The following is a 16,428-nucleotide window of genomic DNA, read 5'->3' as shown; positions in this document are numbered from 1 at the left end:
TTTGCGTAACTTGTACTCTTCAAAGGAATGGTATTATAACAAGGAGTTTCTATTGAACCCACTTAAGCGGCTTTTTAAACAGACTTTTATCTATGGCCTGGCCACCGTTTTGCCCAGGGTACTTTCCTTCTTCTTGCTACCCTTGTACACTTCAGTTTTTGAAAATGCTGCTGGATATGGTCAATATATCAACATCTACGCTTGGATAGCGATATTCAATGTTTTTTTGGCTTATGGAATGGAAACTGCTTTTTTCCGATTTTACCATAAGAATGAAGATAAAAAATCGGTGATTTCCACTTCATTGATTTCCCTTTTATGTTCCTCGCTACTGTTTTTGATTTTGGCTTTGGGCGTCAAGGAAAGCTTGGCCAACGTCACCAATATCAATATCGATTACATCAAGTTTACCACTTACATTTTGGTGCTGGATGCCTTGGTAATCATCCCTTTTGCTTTGTTGAGAGCTAATGAAAAACCTATGAAGTATGCCATGCTCAAGACCATCAACGTGGCAATCAATTTAGGATTCAATGTGTTTTTCCTTTTAATTCTCCCGGGACTCGCCCAGCAACATCCAGAAGGGTTTTTGGCGGGAATTTACCATGAGGGATGGGAAATCCAGTATATCTTCATTTCCAATATTATTGCAAGTGGAATTACATTGCTCTTGTTGTTGCCCACATATTTTAAGACGTCCTACAGCTTCGATTTTTCAATCTGGAAAGGCATGCTCAAATATGCAGGTCCCGTGATGGTGGCGGGAGTTGCTTTTACCATCAATGAGGTATTTGACAAAATTCTTTTGACCGAACTTTTACATCCTGATGTGGCCGAGGCCGAGGTGGGCAAATACGGCGCCTGTTATAAATTGGCCCTTTTCATGACTCTTTTTGGAACCGCATTTAGAATGGGGGTGGAACCTTTCTTTTTTAGTCATGCAAATTCTGAGAAACCCCAAAAAACGTATGCACAGATTACCAATTACTTTGTCATTCTAGGAAGCCTGATATTGCTCACGGTGATTGTGTTTGTGGAGCCTTTGGGGAAACTGTTGATTCGAAATTCAACCTATTGGGAAGCTTTGAGCGTGGTTCCCATAATACTGTTGGCGAGCTTTTGCTTGGGCATCTATCACAACTTATCCGTATGGTATAAAGTTACGGACCAGACCAAGTTTGGCGCTTACATTTCCTCTATTGGCGCTTTGATTACCTTGATCGTTAATTTGGCCTTTATTGATAAAATAGGATATATGGCTTCCGCGCTGGCAACACTAGCAGCCTACGGAAGCATGATGCTCATGTCTTATTACTTTGGGAGAAAATATTACCCCGTTCCATATAACATGAGGAAAATCGTTTTCTATATGTCCGTTTCCTTGATTTTTTCTGCCCTTGCATTCTATGTTTTTAACCGAAATTTAATAGCTGGAGGCCTGTTACTTTTAGTATTTTTGATGTTAGTTTATAAATTGGAAGGGGATAAGTTAAAGACCATATTTTTGCAGCGTGAAAGTTAAGATCATCAATAAATCAAACCACCCATTGCCCCATTATGAGACTATCGCTTCGGCTGGAATGGACCTAAGGGCAAATATTGACCAACCCATCACCTTAAAATCCTTGGAAAGGACCATAATACCAACGGGTCTTTATATAGAACTGCCGGTTGGCTATGAAGCACAGGTGAGGCCTCGTAGTGGACTGGCAGCCAAAAAAGGAATCACGGTGTTGAATGCCCCAGGCACAGTCGATGCCGACTACAGGGGGGAGGTCGGGGTTATTTTGGCCAACTTGTCCGCAGAGGATTTTACCATTGAAAATGGTGAGCGAGTGGCCCAAATGGTTATTGCCAAACATGAACAAGCCGAATGGATCCAGGTAGAGGAACTTTCCAGTACAGATAGAGGAGCTGGAGGATTTGGGAGTACCGGAAGACAATAAAAGAAAACACTAACTACGTTATATACTGATAAGCATGAAAATTATAGTGCCTATGGCGGGACGGGGATCTCGCTTAAGACCACATACATTAACCATTCCTAAACCACTGATACCGGTAGCGGGAAAACCTATTGTACATCGCTTGGTGACGGATATTGCAAAGGTCCTAGGCGAACAAATTGAAGAAGTAGCCTTCATTCTGGGAGATCCCGCATTCTTTGGTGATGATGTGGTTGAAAGCCTAATGAACCTGGCCGAAGAATTGGGAGCAAAAGGATCCATTTACAGACAGGATGAACCGCTTGGCACCGGACACGCCATTATGAGTGCGAAGGAATCCCTTAGCGGCCCTGCAGTAATTGCTTATGCAGACACCCTGATTCGTGCAGATTTCGATTTGGACAAGTCCGCTGATAGCGTAATATGGGTAAAACAGGTAGAACGCCCAGAAGCATTTGGGGTGGTCAACCTGAATGATGACAAAGAGATTGTTGAGCTGGTGGAAAAGCCAAAGGAATTTGTTTCTGATTTAGCTGTTATTGGCATCTACTATTTCAAAGATGTCGGTGTCTTGAAAAATGAGCTTCAATACGTGCTTGACAATAACATAGTACATGGCGGAGAATATCAAATCAATGACGGAATCAAGCGGATGATGGAGAAGGGCATGAAGTTTGTGCCCGGAAAGGTTGATGAATGGATGGACTGTGGCAATAAAAATGTAACTGTGGAAACCAATCAACGCATGTTGGGCTTTTTGGAAAAGGATGGTGAAAGTTTGATTGCTGAATCAGTAAAACAGGAAAATGCTAACATTATTGAGCCTTGTTTCATTGGGGAAAATGTGATGCTAAAAGACACGACCGTTGGCCCATATGTTTCAATAGGGGCGGACACTTTGGTGGAGAATTCCACCATAAAAAACAGTTTGATCCAAAGCAATAGCAAGATTTCAAATGCCAATCTGGATAATGCCATGATTGGCAACAATGTGGTTTTTGACGGCAACTTCGAATCAATAAGCATTGGGGACTATTCCGTGCTGGTGTAAATAGCAGGCAGATATAAGTGATGGACGGATGAAAAAGCATTTCAATTTTTGGGTTGTATTGGCCCTGTTTCTTGGAACGGGGTATACATGCTATGCCCAAGAGGAAGAGAGTGCCGAAGTCTATCTTGAGGAATATACCGACGAATTTCAGGAGACTTTTTTTGAGGCCGTAATGCAGAAGAGCATCCAAAATTATGACAAGGCAATCAACCTCTTTTTGGAATGTAAACAGTTGGATGTTTCAAGTGATGTAATTGACTACCAATTGGCCAAAACATACTTTTTGGACAAGCAGTATATCCAAGCCCAAGAATATGCCATTGAAACTCTCAAGGCCAAATCAGGGGATTTTTGGTATTTGGAAAACCTCGTCAACATTGTGGAAGCGCAAGGGAGTTCTTTGGAATCCTTGAAAGAGCGTTTGCCGTTGGAAAATTCGAAGCTAAAGGAGAACCTTGCCTTGATTTATTTCAAAAAGGCTAAATATGAAAAGGCCCAAAAGGTTTTAAGAGAAATGGGCGACACCAAATTTGCTCATGAGCTTGCATTGAAAATCCAGGATTCCTTGAACAAGAAGAACAGTTCTCGGGTGGAGCCGGCAAAGGAGAATGCCCCTAAAGAAGATGACCTGTTAGCCCAGAATATCGCTAAAATGGAAGAACTTTTAGGGACATCGGATTTTGGAGCATTGGAAAAATTGGCCGAGGAGGCACTGGAAGCGTATCCCCTTCAGGCGTTTTTTCACTACGCCTATGGAGCTGCTCTCAATGGAAAATCGGACACGGCAAAAGCCATTGAGGTGTTGGAAGGAGCCTTGGATTTTTTATTTGACGATGATGCACTCGCCAATAAAATATATAAGGAACTTTCCGTGGCGTACACCAAAATTGGAAATTCGTCCAAGGCAACAGAATATCTTAATAAAATAAAACCCGGATTGTAATGATGGGCATTCAGTTTAGAACAAATCGCCTTTTTACCGCAATTGCATTGATTTTGATGATGGGCTTTACTGCTTGTAAATCCGCAAAGAGCATAACTGGGGGTGAAGTGGATTCCCGTTTGTCTACCAAACGGATCATCGAAAACCATTATGCCAACCAGCTTGAGTTTAAAACCCTGAGCGGGAGGGTCAAAATTGATTATTCAGATGGTGAGGACGCCCAGGGGGTCACGGTGAGTCTTCGAATGGAAAAAGATGAGGTGATATGGATTAGCGCTCCTTTAGGCATGGTTAAGGCTCGTATTACCCCAGAGCGGGTATCTTTCTATAACAAACTGCAGAATGAATATTTTGACGGAGACTTTAGCTACCTAAGTGATTTGTTGGGGACAGAATTGGACTTTACCAAAGTACAGAACCTGCTTTTGGGTACAGCGGTTTTAGACATGAGGGATGAAAAATATACGTCCACAATAAATGGGAGCAATTATCAGTTAAAACCTAAGAAGGCCCGGGAATTGTTTAAGATCCTGTTCCAATTGGAACCTGGAAATTTTAAAATTCATTCCCAGGAAATAGCACAGCTGGAAAGCAATAGATTGCTTACTGCTGAATATACCTATCAGGATATATCGGGAAGTGTGCTGCCCAATGAAATTCATATTGTTGCATTGGAAAAGAATGAGAACACAAAAATTGACCTTAGTTTTAGAAGCCTTGAATTGAACAGACCCTTGAATTTTCCCTATAAAATTCCAAAAGGGTTTGACGAAATTATATTAAAGTAATATGTTCAATAAGCTACCATATTGTCTTTACTTATTGCTTTTTACCTTGGTATGTATTGGTTCAGTGTCGGCTCAGACGAGCGAACAGAAAGCATTGGAAGCCAAAAGGGAGCGACTGCAAACAGAAATAAAGGAAATTAACAGATTGCTTTTTGCCGAAAAGAAGGAAAAAGGCAATGTACTGGATCAAATGGAGGCACTGGATAATCGAATCAATGTCCGCCAGGAGTTGATTCGTGTAACCAACCAGCAGTCCAACTTACTCAACAGACAAATCAATGTGAACATCAGAAGCATCAGTAAGCTTCGGGAAGATTTAAAAATCTTAAAGGAAGATTATGCGCAATTGATCCGCAAAACCTATCAAAACAAAGCGCAGAATAATCGTTTAATGTTCCTGTTGTCCGCCGACAACTTTTTTCAGGCTTTTAAACGGCTCCAATATATGGAGCAATATGCAAAGCATAGAAAGAAACAGGGGGAGGATATTCAGAAAAAAACAGACCAATTGGCTCGGTTGAACCAAGAATTGGTTCAGCAAAGAAAGTCCAAGGAGCAATTGCTAGCGGAAAACAAAAGAGTAAAGGCAAGTCTGTTTGATGAAATTCAAACGCAAAAGGACCTGTTACAGAGCATTCGTCAAAATGAGAGCAAGTATACAGCGGCCATTCAGAAGAAACAGCGAGAGGCACGTAAGATAGACCGGGAGATTGAGCAACTTATTAAAAGCGCGATTGTTAGCACCAACCGTAAGGCAGGCTCTTCAAGCTCAAGAACCAAATTTGTATTGACCCCTGAAGCCAAATTGGTGGCGACAAATTTCTCGGCCAATAAAGGAAAGTTGATTTGGCCGGTGGAAAAAGGAATTAAAAGCCAAGGGTATGGAGTTTACGCCGATCGCTTTTACCCTGGAATAAAACATCGGAACAATGGGGTTACAATTGCAACAGATAAGGGAAGCAAGGCACGGGCCATTTTTGAAGGGGAAGTTATTGCCATTCTTTCTGTTCCTGGCGGTGGAAGAGGCGTTTCCATTAAGCATGGAAATTACATCAGCACCTACTACAACCTAACGAATCTTTACGTTAAAAAGGGGGACAAAGTTACGGCCAAGGACGTTCTCGGAGACGTTTATACCAATCGGTTTGACGGGACAACCAAACTTAAGTTCTATCTTTATCAAGATACAAATCGATTAAATCCAGAAGACTGGATATATCAACTATAACATGGGAAAAATTACCGATTTACAAGGATCTTTTGAATTACACAATGGGGTCCAGATGCCCTATTTTGGTTTGGGCGTATACCTTTCCAAGGATGGGAAAGAAGTGTCCAATGCTGTTAAAGTTGCCCTAAACCACGGATATAGACATGTGGACACGGCTTCAATTTACAACAATGAGGTAGGCGTTGGCCTTGGTATCAAGGAAAGTGATGTAGCTAGAAAGGATGTATTTGTGGTGAGCAAGGTTTGGAATTCCGATCAAGGATACGATTCCACATTAAAGGCTTTTGATGCCAGTTTGGAACGGCTTGGATTGGACTATCTGGATCTTTATCTGATTCATTGGCCCAAAGGCAAGCTGTCCAAGGAAACCTGGAAAGCCATGGAGCGGATTTATAGGGAAAAGAGAGTGCGAGCCATAGGGGTCAGTAATTTTATGCAGCATCACCTTGAAGATGTATTGACAGATGCTGAGATAGTCCCCATGGTAAATCAAATGGAATTTCATCCCTATCTGGTGCAGCAAGACCTTGTCAATTTTTGCAAGAATAAAGGCATTCAATACGAGGCCTGGTCTCCAATGATGCAAGGGAATATTTTTGACCTACCCGTTTTAAAGTCCATGGCGGAAAAATATGGGAAAACAGTGGCCCAGATTGTACTGCGATGGGACTTGCAAAAAGGGGTGGTTACCATCCCAAAGTCTTCCAAACCAGAACGCATTGTTTCGAATGCAGACCTTTTTGACTTTGAACTGAGCGTAGAAGATGTTCAAGTATTGGACGATCTTGATCGTGGCCAGCGATTTGGTCCAGACCCGGATAATTTTGATTTTTGAGGATTACGAAGTGAATAAAGCCTTCAATTCCGTTGCATCGGAAGGTTTCATTTTGCCAGCAAGCACTAAACTCAACTGCTTTCTTCGCAAGGCTGCGGCAAACCGTTCTTTTTCCTGATCGGTTTCAGGTTCCAAGGGCGGAACTTCTGTAGGTATTCCGGTTTCATCCACAGCAACAAAGGTGTAGATAGCTTCATTGGCTTTGGCGCGTTCCCCTGTAAAACGATCTTCCATCCATACATCAATATAGATTTCCATAGAGGTTTTAAAGGCCCTGGAGACTGCGGCCTCTACGGTAACAACGCTTCCAAGTGGTACGGAGCGGTTAAAAGCCACATGGTTTACAGATGCTGTAACCGTGATTCTACGGCTATGTCTTCTGGCAGCTATACTGGCAGCCCGATCCATACGGGCTAAAAGTTCGCCACCAAATAGATTGTTTAAAGGATTGGTTTCACTGGGCAAAACCATATCGGTCATAACCGTTCTTGATTCACTGGGCTTTTTTGGGCGCATACCTAAAATTTTGCGCAAAGATATTGAAGAGAATTAGGGTATTAAAGAAAAGAGAAGGGGATTATCGCTCAGATAATAACCAAGCATCCGGAGATTCCGTTCTTTTGATCTTTTTAAGATAGACGAGGGCTACCTTGGGATCCTCGAAACTGTCATAGGCTACTTGGTGGAGTCCAAAGCGATTGGCACCCAAATAAAAAGCATTATAACCCTGCTCTTTTAGCTGAGCCACCTTCTTTTCGGCATTTTGCTCAATACGGAAGGCCCCGGCAATGACGTGGTGTTTGCCCAACTGCTTTTTGGTTACCTCAATATTCAAAGCCGGAAGTTCAAAGGGCGCACTATCAAAAAATGTGGCCTCTTGGATATGCTGTTCCACCTGTTTCCTTGCATTCTCCTGGGTAACAAGCTGGTTTTCCTGTAATTGATTGTAGGTTCTAAAGGATGTAGTTCCTATTGAAACTGCCAATAGCAGGATGGCCGCATATTTTAACCATGGTCTAAAAGAAGATTGTTCTCTTTTTTCCGGGGTGATAATAAATGGAATTCGTTCTTCGAGTTCCTCCACTTCTTCCTTAAGGGATTCCCTTTGTATTGGAGTAGCCGCAAATGCAGATAATCCAAAAGATGAGGTTAGAAAGTTGTTTTTGTTCTCAGGTTGAAATTGCACTTTTTGCGCGTTATTGAGCCAGAGTTTACCAACCTCAAAAAGCTCGATGCTATCCCCTTGGTTCAATCTCTTCTTCCAATCCCCGGCAACGGCTTCCACTTCAGAGAGTATCTCGTCATAGGCCAGACCTTTTACCTCAGCAATATGGGAGACCAAAAGTCCGTCATTTTTGCTTAACTGTGCATTAAAGGACACGGACTTGGTGGGTGGAAGCAAGGTATTGGTGGACAAATCCAAGGCTGCAGATTTTCCATGTGCCAAAAAGGCACCAAATTCAGGAACCACCACGCAATTGTAGTTGTACAACAAATCTTCTATGTACGAGTCGATACGCATCGACACAAATATTGCAAAAAAACCCTGAGGACAAAATATGCCAGATAACTTTTTATTAACATTTGAAAATCTGTACTTTGTGAACAACTTAACCTACTTAATAAATGACTGAGGATGAATTTCTTGCGGCCCTTCGGCTGCAGGCGGTTCCTAATATTGGGGATTTGACCGCCAAAAAACTGATTACTCACTGCGGTAGTCCAACAGCAGTTTTTCAAGATAAGGCGCAACACTTATTAAAGATTGAGGGTATTGGAAAAATGACCCTTAAGGGACTTCACGACCCTAATTATGCCCATGAAGCTGAAAGTGAGTTTGAATTTGTTTCCCAGGAAAAGTTGGACTATTCCTATTTTATGGACAAAACCTATCCTGATTATTTAAAGCACTGTGCAGATGGACCACTATTGCTTTTTCATCGAGGCAACATCGATTTAAAAAACAAGAAAATAATCAGCGTTGTTGGCACCAGAAACATTACCAATTATGGCAGTGCGTTCTGCGAGGCCTTTGTTGAAGAAATTGCTCCTTTGCATCCAATCATTGTTAGTGGTTTTGCTTATGGGGTGGATATCACTATTCAAAAATTGGCAATGGAACATGGTTTGCAGACCATTGGTTGTTTGGCTCACGGGTTGAATCAAATATATCCGAAGGCTCACAAAAAATTTGTTTCCAAGGTTAAGGAAAATGGTGGGTTCCTTACCGAGTTTTGGAGTACGAGCAATCCCGATCGTGAGAACTTCTTAAAACGAAATAGGATTATTGCGGGTATTAGTGAAGCGACCCTAGTAGTGGAATCAGCAGAAAAGGGAGGCAGCTTGGTTACTGCCGATTTGGCCAATGGATACAATCGAGAAGTTTTTGCGGTACCAGGACGGTTTTCAGACAAGTATAGCACAGGGTGCAATAATCTTATTAAACGACAGCAGGCCCACATTCTTACTTCCGCCGCAGAACTAGTTTACCACTTAGGCTGGGAACTGGAAGCCGAGGATGCCAAAACGCCCATCCAAAAACAACTTTTTGTACAGTTGGATGAAACCGAAAAATCCATTTACTCTTATCTACAATCCAATGGGAAACAGCTGCTGGACTTGGTAGCAGTGGAATGCCGATTACCCATTTTTAAAGTTTCGTCCACACTTTTGTCTATGGAAATGAAAGGCTTGGTTCGTGCCTTGCCGGGTAAACTTTTTGAGGCCATCTAAAATGTCATTCTGAGCGAAGCGAAGAGTCTAACAATTATTATTAACAGCCACTTTCGGACCTATTATATTTACATCTTAACCAACAAGAACAAAACCGTTCTATACACTGGAGTAACCAACAGTTTGACGCGAAGATTGTCTGAACATCACGAAAATATAATATTGAGAAAGCGAACATTTGCAGCGAGATACAATTGTAGACATCTGCTCTATTATGAGCAGTTCTCTCGGATTATTGATGCCATAGCAAGAGAAAAAGAAATCAAAGGTTGGCTTAGGGTGAAAAAGTTGAAATTGATTAAGAGTATGAATCCTGAAATGGAGTTTATGGAGCACTTGTTCCTCTGAAACTTTATGGTTGTAACGAAATAAGGTTAGTGTCTATGGCTATTCCTGTCAGTCATACTGAGCAAAGCAAAGTATCTCTGGGCAATTACTGGGTTTAGTACGATTCTTCACCCTCGCCGTGCTCGGGTTCAGAATGACCTTAAATGCAGTTTTAATACCCAATTTTCTCACGAACGCGTGCAAGCACCCCATCTGCCACTTTTTTGGCTTTTTCAGCCCCAATGGCCAAAGCCTCATCCACCTCTTTCAAGTTATTCATGTAGTATTCAAACTTTTCCCGTGGCTCGGCAAACCGTTCCATGATGACCTCAAAGAGGGCTTGTTTGGCGTGGCCATAACCGTAGTTTCCTGCCAAATAATTGGCGCTCATCACCTCTATCTGGTCTGGTTGCGCTAAGATTTTATATAGGGCAAATACATTATCGGTGGTTGGATCTTTGGGATCCTCCATGGGAGTACTGTCCGTTAAAATTCCCATGATTTGCTTACGCAGTTTTTTATCGGGTTGAAACAGATTGATAAGGTTTCCCTTGCTCTTGCTCATTTTCTCGCCGTCCGTTCCTGGAATGTACATGGTCTCTTCCTGAACCTTGGCATCTGGTAAAACAAAAGTTTCCCCAAACTGATGATGGAACCTAGAAGCCACATCACGGGTCATTTCCAAATGCTGCAATTGATCTTTTCCCACGGGAACAATATGCGCATCATAAAGCAAAATATCAGCAGCCATTAACATGGGATAAGAAAACAATCCACCGTTAACATCCTCCAACCGATCTGCTTTATCCTTAAACGAATGTGCCAAAGTAAGCCGTTGGTACGGAAAGAAACAGCTTAAGTACCAGGCCAGTTCCGTTACTTGGGGAACATCACTTTGTCTGTAGAAAACAGTTTTTTCAATGTCCAGACCAAAGGCCAACCAGGTTGCTGCAGTGGCATAGGTGTTGTTTCGCAATTCCTCCCCATTTTTTATTTGGGTAAGGGAATGCATATCCGCAATAAAAAGAAACGACTCGTTTTTGGGGTCTTGTGCCATTTGAATGGCAGGAACAATAGCCCCCAATATGTTTCCCAAATGCGGAACGCCCGTACTTTGGATTCCCGTTAAGATTCTGGCCATGCCTTAATTTTGGCCGTAAAAGTAACAATCCGCATGCGATAAAAAAAGCAAGGATAGACCGCTTACCGAAAAAGAGGGTAAAATGTTATTTTTTGAAGAGGCCAGCTACAAAAAGGATCACCACAGCACCAATAACTCCAGTAATCAAGTCGCCAATAAGACCTGTGCCAATCTGAACACCCAAGGTGCCAAAGAGCCAGTTCCCCACGGCACCACCAACAATACCCAAGATAATGTTGATCAAAGCACCAAAACCGCCGCCTTTTATGATTTTTCCGGCCAGCCAACCGGCAGCCGCTCCAACTAAAATGGCATACAAAATTCCCATAATCAAGTTTTTAAGGTTGTTTCCTTAAAGATATTCAAAAATTCTACTTTTGAAATATGGTTCAATTTTTCAAGAACATTGGGCATGTCCTCTACCGAATTTGGTTTTACGTGTTGGTTGCCCTTCCCATCTTTCTCTTTTTCCCATTTTTACTCCTGACCGTCTTTTCCGAAAAGACCTATCCACAGTTCTTTTGGTTGGCCAGAAACTTATGGGCCAGACCCATTTTGTATGGCATGGGCTGTTTCCCAAAAATTGAAAGGGAACAACAAATGGAAAAAGGAAAAAGCTATATGTTGGTTTCCAACCACACCAGTATGCTGGATATTATGCTCATGTTGGTGGTAAGCAAAAACCCCTTTGTTTTTGTGGGCAAAAAGGAGTTGGTGAAGATTCCCGTATTCGGTTTTTTCTACAAACGCGTTTGCATTATGGTAGATCGTGACAGTATTAGAAGCAGAACCGGGGTATATCTTAGGGCGCAGCGAAGATTGGATCAAGGGCTGAGCATTTGCATTTTTCCCGAAGGGGGTGTGCCAGAGGAACATATTGTTTTGGACGCCTTTAAGGATGGGGCGTTTAAAATGGCCATAGCCCATAAGATTCCTGTGGTGCCCATTACGTTTTACGACAATAAAAAGCGTTTTTCCTTTACTTTTTTTAGTGGAGGCCCAGGGCGGGTCAGGGCCAAAGCACATCCCTTTTTTGAGACAGGATTTTTGGCCGAGGATGATAAATCTACTTTACGGGAAGAGGTGAGGGAGGTGATATTAAATGAGCTGGTTTAACACACCCCTAGCCCCTCTCAAGAGGGGAATTTGTTTTTCTGTAATTGGTGAAGCTCCCTTCTTGAGAAGGGAAAATTTCAACTTGTTGAAATTAGGGATGTGTCCAAAATCAGGGATGTGTTTTTTCATGATTGTGAATATAATCCTCAATTGCACGGAGTACATTGTCCATATCCTTCAAAACCTGTTCATCTGAAAAGCGTAATAGGCTTATTCCCAGCTTTAACATAACAGATTCCTTGACCTTGTCTTTTTTGAACACCTCTACCAATTGATGGGAATAACCGTCCACTTCAATACCAAGCATGAGTTCATGGCAAAAGAAATCAAGAATATAGTTATCTATAGGTTTTTGGCGATGGAAATCATAACCATACAGTTGTTTACTTTTTAGTTTTTGCCATAGGATAATTTCAGCCTTGGTGGAACTGTTCCGGAGCTGACGCGCCAGTTCTTTAAGTTTTGGGTTATAGGGAATTATTTTTCTTCTAGCCATTTTTTACACCCCTAATCCCTCTCCAGAGAGGAGTTTATTTTGAGTATTCCGTTAAGTTCCCTTCTTGAGAAGGGAAAGATTTCGGGAAGCGAAATCAGGGTTGTGTTCATAGGTGAAACTGAAAACTTACACACCCCTAGCACCTCTCAAGAGGGGAATTTTTTGGGATTGGCAGTTCGAGCTTGCCTTTATCGGTAGACTCGGCGCTCAGGATGACAGCTCGATGTGACGCGGACATTTTTAACACACCCCTAGCCCCTCTCAAGAGGGGAACTATCTCCCTTCTTGAGAAGGGAAAATTTCAACTTGTTGAAATTAGGGAAGTGTTCAAAATCAGGAATGTGTTAATGGTTTGGAGCAGGTAAATTGGGCATGGTCAGTACAACCGTATTCTTGTTAGTTTCCGAATCCAGATAGTCCTCCTTACTTATCTGATACCCTTTATGGGTATTTAATAGTCGTATTTGATCCAAAAGTTGCTCATTGTGCTCCTGATTTTGGGAAGTGGGCTCCAACAAGGAATTCATCTCGTTGTGCTCATGCTGGATTTCAAATAAAACCTGATCTTTTGAAAGTTTAAAGACGATGTTCAGATGAATTTTGCTTCGGTTACTAGACATCAGGTTTTCGATGGTGTTTTCCAACAAGGTTTGGATAAGTGTTGCAGGCACCATAGCATCCCATTGCCCCACAGGGTTCCCTACATCCAGGGTAAATTCAAATTGGTCATCATATCGCAACTTTTGAAGTTTTAGGTACCACCCCAGCATTTTGATTTCTTCCTTCAGCTCTACTACTTCAGCACCCAAATGTTTTAGGTTATGTCGGATAAGCTTGCTAAAGGTGGACAAATACTCCAAAGCGGATTTTTTGTCTTCGGAAGTCACGTAATATTGAATGGCATTGAGCGCGTTAAACACAAAATGGGGATTAAGTTGGGAGTTCAAAGCCTTGAGCTTAAGCTCCATCATTTCTTCCTTGATTTGAAGCAGACTTTCCTGTTTTTCCCGTAACGCTTTGTTGGCCCGAACACTTTTGATTTTGATAGCGCAAATGGAAGCTACTGCCGATAACATTTTTAGGTGGTGTTCGGTAAAAAACCCTTGCTTGGGATGCTCACAATCAATTACCCCATAGACAATGTCTTCATTGGAAATAGGCACACAGATTTCGGATAGTCGCTGGTCATCATCCACAATATAGCGCGAGTCCTTGGAAGTGTCCGAAACTATTTCTGCCTTACCTGAGCTGGCTACCGAACCGGTAATGCCTTGTCCCAAACCTATCTCAACTGGGTTGTACAGATTATGGTCCTTAGGATTTTTAGGGCCGTAGGCTGCCTTTTGCACCAGCAGCATTTGGTCCTCATCTATCAAATAGACCACACAATCCACAAACCCCAGCTTGGCAATGCAGTTTTTGGCAAGATCCCACAAAATCTCATCCTCATTTTCCTTTCCCAAAAGCGATTTGGAAAAATAGATTAGAATATCCTCAAATTGGTTAGTTTTCAAGTATAAGGGACTTTGAAGGCGGATTAAATTAAGGAATTTTTGTTACAGCGACACATTTTACAATCAAGTTGAACGGAAAAATCTGACGCGCCTCAAATAGCACCGTAAAAAAACACCCCACAGGAATGCAGGGTGCTTCATGATTGTCTAAAGGGACAATCAACCTAACCAACGTCTTTGTGCGGTTCAGCCCAACAGGAAATAATAGGTGGCCCCTGTTTTTAAAACTTGAAGCTGAAACCACTGTATACCCCAACAGAGAAAGGTCTGAAGGAGCCAGAAGTATCGGAAAAAGTATTCAATTGATATTTGAATACCGGTTCCAGATTCAATTGCACTTTAGGTGAAAACTTATAATTGAACCCAAGCCCAACGTTGGTACTAAAATTCATGGAGTTGGCATTGTTGGCTTCACCCACTTCGGTAACCAAACCTTCGGACTCCAACAATACGGAGTTGTCCACTAAGAAAAGGGAACTTACACCACCAATCAGGTCTACTCCAAACTTTTTATCTATAAGACTATAGTTCAGTTCCAGCGGAATTTCCAAATAACCCAAATTTTGGATCATCTTTCCATCCAAAACCGCACTGGAACTAAAGTTAACTTCTTCCTTATCCAGACTAAGGGCGCCCTTGTCCCTACTTTCCACAACAATGTTCTCGGATTGTCTGGCATAGTCAATATTATCAATAAGATTGACGGAGGAACCATCCAATGAAGAGGAAAATACCACATCATTGGTGTCGTAGCCAAAATTGACACGATGTACTCCTGTACGCACCTTTAATTTTTTACCTACTTCATAAGCAACGGTAACCCCATAGCTTAAATCCACGTTACCGGATTTGGAATTGGAAGCAAAGGAGGAATGCACAGGCGAACCTTCTCCGGAGGCACTAAAGTAAACCGGCGCTATGGACGGGCCAACAGACCACTTATTTCCTGAATTCTGTGCCACGTCATCTTTCTCTTGCTCGGCAATGGCATCAAAAATGGATTGACCTTCATCAACATCATCATCCTTTTGGTTTTGGGCAACGACCTCTTCTTCCTGAGTTGCATCCTCCAACAAATTGTCTTTAGCCTGCTGCTGATTTGAATCGTTGGTGGCAATTGCTTCTTGCTCAAGTTGAGGTGCCAAATTCAACACATCTTTACGCTCCTTATTTTGCACTTCTTGTTCAACACCATTGCCTTTTTCTGAGGATTCGGTTGCCGCAACCGTGGCATAATCTTCCGTTTTTGGCGCATCATCCCTTAAAGGATCCGCATTGGTCGGATTCTCGTTCTTTTCGGACGGGTTTTCTGCAACTTCCTGCCCGCTCACAAATTGACTTGGATTTGAGCTTACGGAATTGGATTTTCCCTCACTGGTTTCCACAACTGCATTTTGATCGGATTCCAAAGAGTTGTTTTCTTGAGTGCCCACCAATCCATCTTCCTCTGAAATGGAGGAGGATTTAATCTTGTCATCTGAACTGTTTTGCCCATCCGGAAACTGATTGTTTTCCGTTTCCGAAATGATAATTGGTTCACTGTTGTCACTGTCACCAAATGGATTGATGACATACAACAGGATGGCCAGTACGGCTGCAGTTCCCCCAAGCCGCCACCAAATGGGCACAACCCTTTTCTTCTGTTTCTTTTTGTCCAAAGAGGCTTCAATGGATTTCCAGACTGCATCATCCGGAACCTCCTGAAAGTCTCCTAACTTTTCTTTGAACAATTGCTCTAAATTCTTTTTCCCCATCTAAGCAATGTTTATGTTTTCCTTTTCTATCTTTTCTCTCAAGATCATTTTGGCCCTCGCCAAATTACTCTTGGAAGTGCCTGTGGATGTCCCCAACATCTCACTGATCTCTTTATGGCTATAGCCATCCAATACGTACAGGTTAAACGTTAACCTATATTTATTGGGCAGTTCCTGAATGTACCCCAGTAAGGTGGAAAGGCTTATGTCTGTCTGTTCCGTATCTACTTCCACCTCTTCGCCAACATTTTCCGAGACTACATCCAGGTACTGCTCTTTTCTATATTTCTGAAGCACCGTGTTTACGGTGATTCTTTTGATCCAACCTTCAAATGACCCATTGAACTTGTACTGATCGATCTTGTTAAAGATGGTCATAAAGCTGTCGTGCAAATTATCCTCGGCTTCCGTTCGGTTCCGCGAATATTTGAGACACATACCGAAAAGAATACCGGAATATTTCTGGTACAATTCGGCCTGCGCCTGCCTATTGCCTTTTTTGCAATTATGTATCAGCTCGTTTATATCCAAATGTTGGTCAATTTTGGATTAA

General features: G+C 42.2%; 18 protein-coding genes. 10 read left to right on the top strand and 8 right to left on the bottom strand.

Going from position 1 to position 16,428, the window contains the following annotated elements:
• The first annotated feature begins 52 nt into the window (after window positions 1-52).
• The 7 genes from FGG15_RS12560 to FGG15_RS12530 are packed head-to-tail and all read left to right on the top strand — an operon-like array spanning window position 53 to window position 6,794.
• Window positions 53-1,522 (top strand): lipopolysaccharide biosynthesis protein, encoded by a 1,470-nt coding sequence (locus tag FGG15_RS12560; RefSeq protein ID WP_138838282.1) that lies wholly within the window; start codon window positions 53-55, stop codon window positions 1,520-1,522.
• Complete coding sequence (gene dut, locus FGG15_RS12555) at window positions 1,512-1,946, top strand: dUTP diphosphatase (RefSeq protein ID WP_138836734.1); 435 nt, start codon at window positions 1,512-1,514, stop codon at window positions 1,944-1,946. The genes FGG15_RS12560 and dut overlap by 11 nt, the downstream gene beginning before the upstream one ends.
• A 34-nt stretch (window positions 1,947-1,980) precedes the next feature.
• The gene (locus FGG15_RS12550; RefSeq protein WP_138836731.1) at window positions 1,981-2,997 is read left to right on the top strand and encodes a sugar phosphate nucleotidyltransferase; all 1,017 of its coding nucleotides are present in this window, start codon (window positions 1,981-1,983) and stop codon (window positions 2,995-2,997) included.
• Window positions 2,998-3,025: 28 nt separating this feature from the next.
• On the top strand, window positions 3,026-3,940 hold the full coding sequence (locus FGG15_RS12545; RefSeq protein ID WP_138836729.1) for a tetratricopeptide repeat protein: 915 nt from the start codon (window positions 3,026-3,028) through the stop codon (window positions 3,938-3,940).
• On the top strand, window positions 3,940-4,728 hold the full coding sequence (gene lolB1 / locus FGG15_RS12540) for a lipoprotein insertase outer membrane protein LolB1 (protein ID WP_313790990.1): 789 nt from the start codon (window positions 3,940-3,942) through the stop codon (window positions 4,726-4,728). Before FGG15_RS12545 ends, lolB1 begins: the two co-directional genes overlap by 1 nt.
• Before the next feature lies 1 nt (window position 4,729).
• Window positions 4,730-5,956, top strand: a complete 1,227-nt coding sequence (locus tag FGG15_RS12535) for a murein hydrolase activator EnvC family protein (protein ID WP_138836728.1) — start codon at window positions 4,730-4,732, stop codon at window positions 5,954-5,956.
• A 1-nt stretch (window position 5,957) separates the two neighbouring features.
• Window positions 5,958-6,794 (top strand): aldo/keto reductase, encoded by an 837-nt coding sequence (locus tag FGG15_RS12530; RefSeq protein ID WP_138836726.1) that lies wholly within the window; start codon window positions 5,958-5,960, stop codon window positions 6,792-6,794.
• A 3-nt stretch (window positions 6,795-6,797) separates the two neighbouring features.
• Here the strand turns inward: FGG15_RS12530 and FGG15_RS12525 are convergent, their stop codons facing one another.
• Window positions 6,798-7,310 (bottom strand): acyl-CoA thioesterase, encoded by a 513-nt coding sequence (locus FGG15_RS12525; protein ID WP_138836724.1) that lies wholly within the window; start codon window positions 7,308-7,310, stop codon window positions 6,798-6,800.
• A 61-nt stretch (window positions 7,311-7,371) separates the two neighbouring features.
• Window positions 7,372-8,316: an HU domain-containing protein gene (locus tag FGG15_RS12520; RefSeq protein WP_138836722.1), complete on the bottom strand. Its 945-nt coding sequence runs from the start codon at window positions 8,314-8,316 to the stop codon at window positions 7,372-7,374.
• A gap of 104 nt (window positions 8,317-8,420) precedes the next feature.
• Between FGG15_RS12520 and dprA the strand changes: the two genes are divergently transcribed.
• Window positions 8,421-9,527: a DNA-processing protein DprA gene (dprA, locus tag FGG15_RS12515; RefSeq protein ID WP_138836720.1), complete on the top strand. Its 1,107-nt coding sequence runs from the start codon at window positions 8,421-8,423 to the stop codon at window positions 9,525-9,527.
• 6 nt (window positions 9,528-9,533) lie between these two features.
• Window positions 9,534-9,875: a GIY-YIG nuclease family protein gene (locus FGG15_RS12510; protein WP_313790997.1), complete on the top strand. Its 342-nt coding sequence runs from the start codon at window positions 9,534-9,536 to the stop codon at window positions 9,873-9,875.
• A gap of 151 nt (window positions 9,876-10,026) precedes the next feature.
• Here FGG15_RS12510 and trpS read toward each other — a convergent pair whose 3' ends face one another.
• Together trpS and FGG15_RS12500 are read right to left on the bottom strand one after the other, a co-directional pair.
• Complete coding sequence (gene trpS, locus FGG15_RS12505; protein ID WP_138836718.1) at window positions 10,027-10,995, bottom strand: tryptophan--tRNA ligase; 969 nt, start codon at window positions 10,993-10,995, stop codon at window positions 10,027-10,029.
• 85 nt (window positions 10,996-11,080) lie between these two features.
• Window positions 11,081-11,323: a GlsB/YeaQ/YmgE family stress response membrane protein gene (locus FGG15_RS12500; protein WP_138836716.1), complete on the bottom strand. Its 243-nt coding sequence runs from the start codon at window positions 11,321-11,323 to the stop codon at window positions 11,081-11,083.
• A 56-nt stretch (window positions 11,324-11,379) separates the two neighbouring features.
• On the opposite strand from FGG15_RS12500, the gene FGG15_RS12495 reads away from it, so the two are divergent.
• Complete coding sequence (locus FGG15_RS12495; protein WP_138836714.1) at window positions 11,380-12,111, top strand: lysophospholipid acyltransferase family protein; 732 nt, start codon at window positions 11,380-11,382, stop codon at window positions 12,109-12,111.
• 109 nt (window positions 12,112-12,220) lie between these two features.
• Here the strand turns inward: FGG15_RS12495 and FGG15_RS12490 are convergent, their stop codons facing one another.
• The 4 genes from FGG15_RS12490 to FGG15_RS12475 form a co-directional block, all read right to left on the bottom strand.
• Window positions 12,221-12,607: an endonuclease domain-containing protein gene (locus FGG15_RS12490; RefSeq protein ID WP_138836712.1), complete on the bottom strand. Its 387-nt coding sequence runs from the start codon at window positions 12,605-12,607 to the stop codon at window positions 12,221-12,223.
• A gap of 344 nt (window positions 12,608-12,951) precedes the next feature.
• The gene (locus FGG15_RS12485) at window positions 12,952-14,121 is read right to left on the bottom strand and encodes a histidine kinase (protein WP_138836710.1); all 1,170 of its coding nucleotides are present in this window, start codon (window positions 14,119-14,121) and stop codon (window positions 12,952-12,954) included.
• Window positions 14,122-14,342: 221 nt separating this feature from the next.
• Window positions 14,343-15,875 (bottom strand): outer membrane beta-barrel protein, encoded by a 1,533-nt coding sequence (locus FGG15_RS12480; protein WP_138836708.1) that lies wholly within the window; start codon window positions 15,873-15,875, stop codon window positions 14,343-14,345.
• Entirely contained in the window at window positions 15,876-16,406 is a 531-nt protein-coding gene (locus FGG15_RS12475) for an RNA polymerase sigma factor (RefSeq protein ID WP_138836706.1), read from the bottom strand.
• Window positions 16,407-16,428: the final 22 nt, after the last annotated feature.

The sequence above is a fragment of the Flagellimonas algicola genome (genome assembly GCF_005937185.1).
GTDB lineage: Bacteria > Bacteroidota > Bacteroidia > Flavobacteriales > Flavobacteriaceae > Flagellimonas > Flagellimonas algicola.
Note: the sequence above shows the minus strand (reverse complement) of the source record. Positions and strands in the feature narration are given on the sequence as shown.